The organism is Isoptericola sp. NPDC060257 (assembly GCF_042726645.1).
Taxonomy (GTDB): Bacteria; Actinomycetota; Actinomycetes; order Actinomycetales; family Cellulomonadaceae; genus Isoptericola; species Isoptericola nanjingensis.
In genome coordinates this window covers 1-10,112 of record NZ_JBHXAW010000165.1, presented here as the reverse complement: position 1 = coordinate 10,112, position 10,112 = coordinate 1, and the positions used below count along the sequence as shown (strand labels likewise).

5 protein-coding genes and 1 pseudogene are annotated in these 10,112 nt (G+C 76.3%); 2 read left to right on the top strand and 4 right to left on the bottom strand.

The window, feature by feature from the left end; genetic code table 11:
- Positions 1 to 461 (bottom strand): annotated as a pseudogene (locus ACFWEK_RS13920) (serine--tRNA ligase); the annotation flags it as partial.
- Between the two features lie 192 nt (positions 462 to 653).
- Here ACFWEK_RS13920 and ACFWEK_RS13915 point away from each other — a divergent pair.
- Positions 654 to 1,769, top strand: coding sequence for a diacylglycerol/lipid kinase family protein (locus tag ACFWEK_RS13915; protein ID WP_430546548.1), 1,116 nt, complete (start codon positions 654 to 656; stop codon positions 1,767 to 1,769).
- Positions 1,770 to 6,420: 4,651 nt separating this feature from the next.
- On the opposite strand, the gene lgt is transcribed toward ACFWEK_RS13915, so the two are convergent.
- Positions 6,421 to 7,443 (bottom strand): prolipoprotein diacylglyceryl transferase, encoded by a 1,023-nt coding sequence (gene lgt / locus ACFWEK_RS13910; RefSeq protein WP_430554434.1) that lies wholly within the window; start codon positions 7,441 to 7,443, stop codon positions 6,421 to 6,423.
- 47 nt (positions 7,444 to 7,490) lie between these two features.
- On the bottom strand, positions 7,491 to 9,059 hold the full coding sequence (locus ACFWEK_RS13905; protein ID WP_430554433.1) for a SulP family inorganic anion transporter: 1,569 nt from the start codon (positions 9,057 to 9,059) through the stop codon (positions 7,491 to 7,493).
- Positions 9,060 to 9,292: 233 nt separating this feature from the next.
- Here ACFWEK_RS13905 and ACFWEK_RS13900 point away from each other — a divergent pair, with 233 nt between their 5' ends.
- The gene (locus ACFWEK_RS13900) at positions 9,293 to 9,685 is read left to right on the top strand and encodes a MerR family transcriptional regulator (protein ID WP_429763191.1); all 393 of its coding nucleotides are present in this window, start codon (positions 9,293 to 9,295) and stop codon (positions 9,683 to 9,685) included.
- A 26-nt stretch (positions 9,686 to 9,711) separates the two neighbouring features.
- Here the strand turns inward: ACFWEK_RS13900 and ACFWEK_RS13895 are convergent.
- The coding region (locus ACFWEK_RS13895; RefSeq protein WP_430554432.1) for an ROK family protein at positions 9,712 to 10,112 on the bottom strand (401 nt) is incomplete at its 5' end.

Genomic DNA, 10,112 nt, shown 5'->3' with positions numbered 1-10,112 from the left:
CCGCGCGCCGTGTCGATCGCGGCGAGCCCCTCGCCGAGCTCCAGGTGGTCGCGCGGGGCAAAACCCTCGGCGGCGAAGTCGCGCGGCGTGCCGACCTCCTTGACGACGACGTAGTCGTCCTCGCCCCCGGGAGGCGCACCCTCGACGACGTTCGCGATGCCGTACAGGAGCTCGTCGAGCTGCTTCTCGGCGTCCGACGCCTCCGCCTGCCGCGCCTTCACCTGCTCCGCGAGGTGCTTGGTGCGGGTCAGGAGCTCGGCCTTCTCGTCGCCCTGCGCCTTGGCCACCTGCTTGCCGAGCGCCTTCTGCTCCGCCCGCAGCGACTCGAACTCCGTGAGGGAGGAGCGACGGCGCGCGTCGGCGTCGAGCGCCGCGTCCACGAGGGCGGGGTCGTCGCCGCGGGCCAGCTGGCTCGCACGGACGACGTCGGGGTTGTCGCGCAGCAGTCGGAGGTCGATCACGCCCGCAAGCCTAACGGCCGGGCCGCGCGCGGCCCCACGGATATCCGCGGCGCTCGCCGGGTGCCGTACCACCTCGGCAGGTCCGGTCCTCCCTCGCCGGGGGGCCGTCCTACCTCGGAGGGTCGGGCCTCCTCGGCGTGAGATGGACGACTTCGCCGGGTCCGGGCGGCTGATCCGTCGTAGGTTGCCGTCATGCCGGACGAGTACGCGGAGATCGTCGCGCTGGTCGTCGCGCTGGCCCTGGTGCTCAGCGCGCTCGCCGCGACGCTGGTGCTGTGGCGCCGCGCCCGGACCCGCGAGCACGTCCTCGCGGCGCGGGACGCGCAGCGCACGCAGGAGGGCGAGGCCCAGGGGATGCGGCTCGCCGTCGTCATCAACCCTTCCAAGGAGGGCGCGGCGGACGTGCGCGCCGTCGTGGAGCGGGTGTGCGCCGACGCCGCGCTGCCCGACCCCCTGTTCTACGAGACCACGGTGGACGACCCCGGCACCGGCCAGGCCCGGCGGGCGCTGTCCGACGGCGCCGACGTCGTCGTCGCCGCGGGCGGGGACGGCACCGTGCGCGCCGTGGCGGAGGTCCTGGCCGGGACGGGACGCCCGATGGGTCTCATCCCGGTCGGCACCGGCAACCTCCTCGCCCGCAACCTCGACCTGCCGCTCACGTCGGTGACCGACGCCGTCGCCGTCGTCCTGGGCGGCACCGACCGTGCCATCGACGTCGGCCGAGCCCGGGTCAGCGAGTTCGCCTCCGGCGCCGAGCCCCTCGTCGACGGCGACCCCCACCAGGCGCACCTCTTCCTCGTCATCGCGGGGCTGGGCTTCGACGCCGCGATGGTGGCCGACGCGGACGACCAGCTCAAGGCCAAGGTCGGCTGGGTGGCCTACTTCGTCGCCGGGGCGCGGCACCTGCACGGCCGGCGCATGCGCGCGACCATCCGCCTGGACGACGGCGAGCCCGTCGAGGCGCGGCTGCGCAGCATCATGGTCGGCAACTGCGGCCGGCTGCCAGGCGGCATCACGCTGCTGCCCGACGCCGTCATCGACGACGGCGAGCTCGACGTCGCGGCCATCGACACCCGCGGCGGCCTGGCGGGGTGGGCGCAGCTGTTCGGCGAGGTCGTGGCGCAGGGCCTCGGCGTGCGCAACGACCTGCCCGGCAAGATCGGCCGGATCGACCACACCCGCGCGCGCCGCGCGGTGATCCGGGTGGACGACGGCGAGCAGGCGCAGGTGGACGGCGACCCGCTGGGGTACGCGGTCGAGCTGGAGACCTGGGTGGAGCCCGGCGCGCTCGTGGTCCGGACGGGATGATCGCGTGAACGTCCGGCGTCCCGCGGCGGCCTCGCGGACCCCGCGACCGGGCGGTGCATAGGCTGGCCCGCGTGATCCGCCCCGCCCGCGCGCTCGTCGCGTCGACGTTCGCCCTGCTCGCCGCCCTCCTCCTCGGAGCGCCGGCGGCGTCCGCGGCCCCGGCGCCGGCGGACGCCGAGCCGCCCGAGACCCCGCTGGTGCTCGCCGGGGTGTCGGGCCTGCAGTGGTCGGACGTCGACGCGGTGCGAACCCCGCACCTGTGGCGGCTCATCGGGGGCGGGTCGGTCGCCTCGATCGCGGTGCGCACCCTCACCCCCACCTGCCCGGTCGAGGGATGGCTCACGCTGTCCGCGGGCAGCAGGGCCGTCGCGCAGCCCACCCTCCTCGAGGGCGCGGACGAGGGCGACGAGGAGGAGGGACAGGCGCCCGACGACGGCGCGCCCGCGCTCGGCTGCACCTCCGTGCCCGTGCCCCGCACGACGGCGGGCGGCACGGAGACAGGCGCGGAGGCCGGCACGGAGCGCACGCACGTGCCCGGGTGGACGGAGCTCGCCGCGAGCGACCCCCTGACGCCGAACGCCGCCGAGCCCGGCGCGCTCGGCGAGGTCGCCGACGCCGCGGGCGCCTGCACGACCGCCGTCGGGCCGGGCGCCGCCGTCGCGCTCGCCGACGCCGCCGGCGACGTGGCGCGCTACCTCCCCGACGCGGGGCGGCTCACGGCCGCCCACGTGGCGGAGTGCCCGGCCACCGTCGTCGACCTGGGCGTGCTGCCCGACGCCGCGAGCGAGCGCACGGCCGCGGTCGAGGAGCTCGACGACCAGGTCGGCCGCCTCGCCGACCTGCTGCCCGCCGGCGGACGGCTCGTGGTGGCGGGGATCTCCGACACGCCGCTCGGCCCCGCGGACCTCCAGGTGGTCGTGGACTGGACGTCGCCCGGCGGCAGCGCGACGTGGCTGACCTCGACGTCGTCCCGCTGGGCCGGCGTGGTGGTGCTGGCCGACCTGTCAGCGACCCTCGCCGACACCGTCACCGGGGGCGCACTGTCCGGGACCGCGGCCGAGGACGACGCCGCGACCGACGACGACCCGGCGGCCGACGGGACCGACGAGGCCGACGACGCGCTCACCACCGCCCTCGCGCCGTTCAGCGGCTCCCCGCTGGAGCGGGGCGACGACCGCCGCATCTCCGTGTCCCGCACGGTGGAGAACCGGCAGTACCTCAGCGTGCTCACGGACACCGTGCCGCGCCTGTCCCCGCTGGTGCTGGGGCTCGTCGGCCTGGCGGACGTCGTCGTGGTGGGCGCCCTGCTGCTGGCCCGCCGCCGCGGCGCCCGGCCCGACGCGCCCGACGCCGCCCGGCCGGCCGGGCCGCGGTACGCCCGCCGCGTCGGGCTCGCCGTCCTCGTGGTCGCCTCGAGCCTGCCGGTCGCGGCGTCGCTGGCGACCTTGTCCCGCTGGTGGGCGGCGCCGTCGCCGGTGACGACGCTGGTGCTGGCGCTCACCGTCGCGGCCCTGGTCGCCGCGCTGGTCGCCTGGTTCGGGCGCCACCTGCTGCCGCGGTCGCCGTGGCGCCTGGCGACCAGCCTCGCGGGCGTGACATGGCTGGTCGCCACGGTGGACGGGCTCACCGGCACGACGCTGCAGCAGGGCTCCCTGCTGGGCCCGGCGCCCTCCCTGGGCGCGCGGTTCTACGGCTTCTCCAACACCGTCTTCGCGGTCTACGCGGTGGTCGGCCTGGTCCTCGCCGCGGGGCTGGCGGCGGCCGTGCGCGCCCGGGGCGGCAGCCCGGCCCGGGCCGGGTGGACGGTGGCCGCGGTGGGCCTGGTCACCGTGCTGGTCGACGGCCTGCCGCCGTTCGGCGCGGACTTCGGCGGCATCCTCGCGCTCGTCCCGGGCTTCGCCGTGCTGGCGCTCGGCGTGGCGGGGGTGCGGATCACGTGGCGGCGCGTGCTGCTCGTGGCCGCCGGGACCGTGCTCCTGGTCGCGGTGGTGTCCCTCGTGGACTGGCTCCTGCCCGGCCCGGGCAGCCACCTCGGCGGCTTCGTCGAGTCGGTGGTCGAGGGCAAGGCCCTCGGCGTCGTGGCCGGGAAGGCCGCCGGCGCGTGGGCGACCGTCGCGAACCCCGCCGGCGCGGCCGCGCTCCTCGTGTGCGTCGCCGCCGCGTGGGCCGTGCTCTCCCCGGAGCGCGCGCGGCTGGACGGCCTCGCCCGCGCCTACCGGCAGGACCCGGTGCTGTGGCGGCTCGTCGTCGCGCTGGTCGTGACGGCCGCCGTCGGCACCCTGCTCAACGACTCCGGCGTCGCGGTCGCCGCGATCGTGCTCGCCCTCGCGCTGCCCGTGCTGCTCGCGGGGCGGCTCGCCCACGTCGACGACGCGGGCGCGGCCGGCGCCGGACCCCGGGACGACGCCGCGCGGGCCGCGGGGCCCGTGCTCTCCCGCGTGCCGGCCGTGCTCGTCGGGGCGTCGGCGGGGCTGCTCGTCGCGCTGCTCGTCGGCACCACGGCGCTCCCCGGCTCGGCGTCCGCGCGGGCCGGCGACGTCTCGACCTCGGGCACCCCCGTGGTCGACGACGCGCACCCCGTCGTCATCGTGGGGACGCAGGGCGTGCGCTGGGAGGACGTCAGCCCGTCCGCCACGCCGACGCTGTGGGACGTGCTGCGCGACGGCGCCAGCGGCGCGGGCGTGACGCCCGCCGTCGGCGGTGCCTCGGCGACGTGCCCGGCCGCCGGGTGGCTCGGCCTGTCGTCCGGGCGCAGCCCCGTGACCGGCGAGACCGCCGACGGCGCGTGGACGTGCGCCCCGTGGGAGGTCACGCCCGGCGGTACCGGTGGTGACGGCGCCGCGACCGTCGACGGGTGGGACGGGCTCGCCGCGCTGCAGTCGTCGTCCGAGTTCCGCCCGACGCTCGGCGTGCTCGGCGACGCCCTCGCCGACGGCGGCGTCTGCACCACCGCCGTCGCGCCCGGTGCGGCGCTCGCTCTCGCCGGCCGCGACGGGACGGTGGCGCGCTACCGCGACCTCGACGCGGCGCTCGCCGACCCGGCCGACACCTTCTCGTGCCCCGTCACCCTGGTCGACGCCGGCAGCGCGCCGTACCACCCGGACCCCGAGGCCTACACCGGCCTCGTGCCGCTGACCGACGACGCGACGTCCGACGGCCCCGCCCGCGACGCCGTCCTGCACGCCGTCGACGCGACCGTCGGCCGCGTGCTGGCGGCGGTGCCCGCCGACGCGACCGTGCTGGTGATGGACGTCGGCAACCCGGCCCCCGGCCGCCCGTCCCTCGGCGTCGGCGTGGCGGACGCGGACGCGGACGACGCGCCCGCCTACCTCACGTCCGGCGCCACGCACTGGCTCGGCGTCGTGCGGCTGCTCGACGTGCCGACCACCCTCGTCACGGCGTTCGGCATGCCCGTGCCCGCCGACCTCAGCGGCTCGCCCATCGAGCTCGCCGCCGAGCGCCCGGGCGGGACCGGGGCCACCGTGCGCGAGCTCGCCGGGCTCACCGAGCGCGACCACATGCTGCGGGTCACGACCGGCACGGTCACCACCACCCCCGCGTACGTAGGGCTCGTGACGTTCGCCCTGGTCGTCCTGCTGCTGCCGGCCCTGCGCCGCAGGTCGCCGCGGGCCGCGGGGCGATGGGCCCGCGTGCTCGACGTCGTCCTGCTCGCGTGCGCCGCGGTGCCCGCCGCCGCGTTCCTCATGACGGCGTGGGGCTGGTGGCGCCTCGCCGAGCCGGCGACGTCCCTGTGGGTGACGCTCGGCCTGAGCACCGTCGTGGTCGCGCTCGTCGGCGCCCTGGCCCCCCGCCGCCCCGCCTGGGCGGGCGCGACCGTGATCGCGACGCTCACCTTCCTCGTCCTCACGATCGACGCGGTGCTCGGCACGCCCCTGCACCGCGGCAGCCCGCTGGGCTCCGCCCCGACCCTGGGCGGTCGCTACTACGGCTTCGGCAACCCCACGTACTCGGTCTACGCGACGGCCGCCGTGATCGCCGCCGCGGGGCTCGCCACCGCCGTGCGGCGCCGCTGGGGCCGGATCCCCGCCGGGGTGGTCGCCTCGGCGATCGGCGCCGTGACCCTGGTCGTGAGCGTCTGGCCCACCCTCGGCGCCGACGTCGGCGGCGGGCTGGTGCTGGTGCCCGTCTTCGTCGTCCTCGTGCTGGGCGTCGTCGAGGCGCGCGTCACGTGGAAGCGGCTGATCCTCGCCGGGCTCGCGGGCGTGGCCCTCGTCGCCGCGATCGGCGTCGTCGACTGGCTGCGGCCCCCGGCGCAGCGCACCCACCTCGGGGCGTTCGTGCAGTCCGTGGTCGACGGCACCGCCCTCGAGACCATCGCCCGCAAGGCCGGCTACGCCCTGCGCTCCCTGAGCGGCGGCGTGCCCGCCTGGCTCGCGCTCGCCGTCCTCGTCGGCCTCGTCGCCGTGCTGTGGGGCGGGCCGCGCCTGCGGGCCCGGTGGCTGCAGCGCACCGAGGACCGCTGGCCGTTGCTGCGGCCCGTGCTGATCAGCCTGATCATCGCCGGTGTCGGCGGCGCCGTCGTCAACGACTACGGCATCCGCATGGTGTCGATCATGCTCATGGCCGCCGTGCCGCTCGTCGGGTCGATCGTGCTGCGGTCGTGGATGACCGGCGAACCCGACGGGTCGGGTCAGCCGGCGTCGCCCGAGCGGGTGCCGGCCTCGTCCGGGGAACCCGCGTCGTCCGAGGTGCCGGAGGTGTCGGAGGAGTCCGCGGTGCTCGCGGCCTCCGACGGGTCGGAGCGACCCGGCAGATAGACGGACGTCTCGGGCTCCGGGTGCTGGCGGCCCCGGACGACGAACAGCGCGACGCCCAGCGCGACGGCGACGAACGACGTCCAGATGTTCGCCGGGATGCCGAGCCACGCGTTGCTCGTGGGGTCGATGCGGAGCGCCTCGAGCCAGCTGCGCCCCAGCCCGTACCAGACCAGGTACAGGGCGAACAGCCGGCCCCAGCGCAGCCCGTAGCCGGGCTCGCCGACGGCGTCGGCGCGGACCTCGGCCCGCTGCCGCACCGCCCGCTCGACGAGGAGCAGGACGGCGACGCCCAGCAGGTTCCAGAGCATCTCGTACAGGAACAGCGGGTGGAACAGGGTGTCGTCCGGGAAGCCGGCCACCGGGTGGTCGATCTCCAGGCCCCAGGGCAGCGTGGTCGGCGCCCCGAACAGCTCCTGGTTCATGTAGTTGCCGAGCCGGCCCACCGCCTGGGCCGCGAGCATGCCGGGCGCGAGCGCGTCCGCGAACGACCAGAACCGGAGGCCCGCCCGCCGGCACCCGATCCACACGCCGAGCGCCCCGCCGATGAGCGCACCGTAGATGGCGATGCCGCCGTCCCAGATGCGCACCCACTCCCAGTAGCCCCACGTCCCGGTGCCGTCCGAGTAGTCGCCCAGGTGGGTGAGCACGTGGTAGATCCGCGCGACGACGATGCCCAGCGGCACCGCCCACATGACGATGTCGAGCGTCACCTCGGGGCCCGCGCCGCGCGCGACGAGGCGCCGGTGCGTGATCCACGTGGCCAGCACGATCCCGGCGAGCAGGCACAGCGCGTACACGTGGACCGAGAACGGGCCGAGCTCGAGCACCGCCCACGCGGGGTCGGGGCTGGGGATCGAGGACGCGAGTCCTCCGACAGCGGGCATGGCAGCGGGCATGGCCCGAACCTACCGCGCGCCCGGCCCCCTCCGGGCCCGCACCGAGGTCAGTGGCCGGCGCCCAGCCGGCCCGCGAGCCGGTCGAGACGCGCCGCGCTGTCGGAGTCCAGGCCGCGGAACTCCACGGACTTCCCGTGCTGGGCGTACTTGTGCTGCACGGCGTCGAGGGCGGCGACCGTGGAGGCGTCCCACACGTGCGTCCTCGACATGTCGACGACGACCCGGTGCGGGTCGCCCGCGTAGTCGAACTGGTAGACGAGGTCGTTCGACGACGCGAAGAACAGCTCGCCGTCGACGGCGTAGACCCGCTCGTCGTCCGCGTCCGACGCGTCCAGGCGGGTCACCGTGGTCAGGTGGGCGACGCGCTGGAGGAACAGGACCGCGGCGACGACCACGCCCACGACGACGCCGTAGGCGAGGTTGTGGGTGGCCACGGTGACGGCGACGGTCGCCAGCATGACCGCCGTCTCCGACTTCGGCATCCGCCGGAGCGTCGACGGCCGGGCCGAGTGCCAGTCGAACGTGCCCACCGACACCATGATCATCACGGCGACGAGCGCGGCCATCGGGATGGTCGCGACGACGTCGCCGAGCCCCACGACGAGCGCCAGCAGGAAGGCGCCGGCGAGGAACGTCGACAGGCGGGTGCGGGCGCCCGACGCCTTCACGTTGATCATCGTCTGGCCGATCATGGCGCAGCCGCCCATGCCGCCGAAGAAGCCGGTGACGATGTTCGCGACGCCCTGCCCCCAGGACTCGCGGGTCTTGTTCGAGTGGGTGTCGGTGATGTCGTCGACCAGCTTGGCCGTCATGAGCGACTCGAGGATGCCGACCAGGGCCATCGCGAGGGCGAACGGGGCGATGATCCGCAGGGTCTCGAGGTTCAGCGGCACGTCGGGGAAGAACAGGCTCGGCAGGGACTGCGGCAGCTCACCCTCGTCGCCGACGGTCGGGACGTCGAGCCCGCCGAGCAGCGCGGCGGCGGTGATCAGCACGATCGCGACCAGCGGCGCGGGCACGACCCTGGTCCAGCGCGGCAGCAGCACGATGATCGCGAGGCCCACGACCACCAGGGCGTAGACCCACCACCGGTTGTCGGCCGTGACCCTGTCGCCGAACAGGTGCGGCAGCTGGGACGTGAAGATGAGGATCGCGAGCGCGTTGACGAAGCCCGTCATCACCGAGCGCGGGACGAACCGCATCAGCCTGGCGACGCCCAGCACGCCGAGCACGACCTGGATGACGCCGCCGAGGATCACGGTCGCGACGAGGTAGTCGAGGCCGTGGTCGCGCATGACGGGCGCGATGACCAGCGCGACCGCGCCGGTGGCCGCGGAGATCATCGCCGGCCGGCCGCCGACGAACGAGATCGTCACCGCCATCGTGAACGCCGCGAACAGGCCGATGCGCGGGTCCACGCCCGCGATGATCGAGAACGCGATCGCCTCCGGGATGAGCGCGAGCGCCACGACGAGGCCCGCGAGGACCTCGGTGCGCAGGGTCCTCCCCGAGCTGAACGCGGCCCGGAACGAGCCCGACGAGGTCGCCTCGGGGGGCGCCACCGGGAGGGGGCGGGGGGCCGGGTCGGGCAGGGAGGCACGCAGGTCGTCCGACACGCGGAGGACTCCGTTCGTTCCGGGGGCGGCCGACGGCACGCCCGGGTGGGGCGGGAGCGCGCGTCGCGGCGACGACACGCCCTGCCCGATGGTCGAGGTCGAGGGGCGCGTCGTCGCGCGAAGAGGTCGAGAGGGCGATGGACGGACCAGGCACGGGCGTCCGCGGCGGCGCCGACTCTACCCTCACGTGAGGGTAGGGTTCCACCCCGTCCGGATCCGTCAGACTGGTCCCCATGACCGACCCCTCCCCCGCCGCCACGCTGCACATCGGGGCCGTCGCGAGCCGCACCGAGCTGTCGCTGCGGACGCTGCGCCACTACGACGAGGTGGGGCTGGTGCGGCCGTCGGCGCGCAGCGAGGGCGGGTTCCGCCTGTACACCGAGGACGACGTCGAGCGACTCCTGCTCGTACGCCGCATGAAGCCCCTGGGCTTCACGCTCGAGGAGATGGCGGAGCTGCTGGAGATCACCGACGCGCTCGAGGCGGGGACGCTCGACGACGCGGGGGCCGGCGACGCCCGCGCCCGCCTGGACGGCTACCGCGCCGCCGCCGAGGAGCGCCGGGCCGGGCTGGCGCGCAAGCTCGCCATGGCGGACGAGTTCATCGCCCTGCTGCGCTCGCGCTGACCGGGACCTGGTGCGCGGGGCCGGGGTCAGGCGCCCGCGGGCAGGTCGCGGTCGAGGGCGTGGGACCGGACGCGCTCGACCGCGAGGCGCACGGCCCCCGTCCGCACGACGTCGGGGCCGAGGTCGGACAGCACCACCTCGACCGCCGGGTCGTGCAGGTGGTCCGGGAGCAGCGCGCGGGCGCGCGCCACGACCGGTCCCAGCGCGGGCGCCATCGCACCCGTGACGATCACCCGGTCGAGGTCGAGGAGACCGGAGAGGACGGCGCACACCCGGGCCAGCCGGTCGGCGAGCCCGTCGGCCACCTCCCGTGCCACGGCGTCACCGGCGTCCGCCGCCGCCAGGACGTGCTCGGCGTCCAGGCGCTCGCGCGGGACGTCCGCGAGCACGCTCCCGGGCCGTCCGGCGTCGAGCAGCCGGCCCGCCT

Coding starts and splice junctions, on each gene's coding strand:
- ACFWEK_RS13900 (WP_429763191.1), top strand. CDS start 9,293: ATGACCGACCCCTCCCCCGCCGCCACGCTGCACATCGGGGCCGTCGCG.
- ACFWEK_RS13915 (WP_430546548.1), top strand. CDS start 654: ATGCCGGACGAGTACGCGGAGATCGTCGCGCTGGTCGTCGCGCTGGCC.
- lgt (WP_430554434.1), bottom strand. CDS start 7,443: ATGCCCGCTGCCATGCCCGCTGTCGGAGGACTCGCGTCCTCGATCCCC.